We start from the raw sequence: 1,042 nt of genomic DNA on the forward strand, positions 1-1,042 counted from the left end.
CCTGATTACCGAGCTACTTCCGTTCTGAGATGGGAATCCCTATATCTCAATGGGTTAACGTTTGGCAGGGCCGGAGATTGGGAATGGCGCGCAACGCGGTGCAATTTCAGAAGGGCATGAGCCTGTCAGCCTTCCTCGAGCGCTACGGGACCGAGGAGCAATGCCATGCCGCGCTCGTCGCCTGGCGCTGGCCCGAAGGCTTCGTCTGCCCGCGCTGCGGCGGGCGCGCGCACAGCTTCTGCGCACCACGGCGGTTGTTCCAATGCTCCGCCTGCCAGCGCCAGACCTCGGTGCGCGCCGGCACCGTCTTCCAGGCCTCCAAGCTGCCGCTGCGCACCTGGTTCCTGGCCATGGTCCTGCTCGCCCAGAGCAAGAACGACATCGCCGCCCTCGAACTGATGCGCCAGCTCGGCGTGAACTACGACACCGCCTGGCTGCTCAAGCAGAAACTCCTCGGCGCCATGCTCGCGCACAATGCCGAACGACCGCTGTCAGGGCTGATCCAGGTCGATGACGCCTATCTCGGCGGGCAGGCCACCCGCCAGCCCGGCGACAAGCGCGGGCGCGGAGCACCCAACAAATTCCCTTTCCTCGCCGCCGTCGCGACGCGTGACGGCAGGCCCCGCGCCATCCATCTGCGCCCCGTCCCAGGCTTCACCAAGGCGGCGATCGAGGACTATGCGGCGCGCAATCTGGCCGCCGGCAGCGCCGTCGTCTCCGACGGGCTAAGCGGCTTCAACGGCTTCGCCGAGGCAGGGTTTGCGCATGACCCCATCAAGACCGGCTCCGGCAAGCGGCCCAGCGAGCCGGCGCTGACCTGGGTCAACACCGTGCTGGGCAACATCAAGGCCGCCATCACCGGCACCTGCCGGGCGGTCCGCCACCACCATGCCGGGCGATACCTCGCCGGCTTCGAGTGGCGCTTCAATCACAGGTCCAACCTCGCCGAGATCCTGCCGCGGCTCGCCAGAACTGCTCTCGGCCAACACCCGACCCCTCTGCGCTCCTTCCTGACCGCGGAGGTTGCTGGGTAATCAGGAGG

1 protein-coding gene is annotated in these 1,042 nt (G+C 67.3%); it reads left to right on the forward strand.

The window, feature by feature from the left end; all coding sequences use genetic code 11:
* The first annotated feature begins 83 nt into the window (after positions 1 to 83).
* On the forward strand, positions 84 to 1,034 hold the full coding sequence (locus DOO78_RS26885) for an IS1595 family transposase (protein WP_111472944.1): 951 nt from the start codon (positions 84 to 86) through the stop codon (positions 1,032 to 1,034).
* The last annotated feature ends 8 nt before the right edge of the window (positions 1,035 to 1,042 follow it).

This window comes from Roseicella frigidaeris (assembly GCF_003258945.1).
GTDB classification, from domain to species: Bacteria; Pseudomonadota; Alphaproteobacteria; order Acetobacterales; family Acetobacteraceae; genus Paracraurococcus; species Paracraurococcus frigidaeris.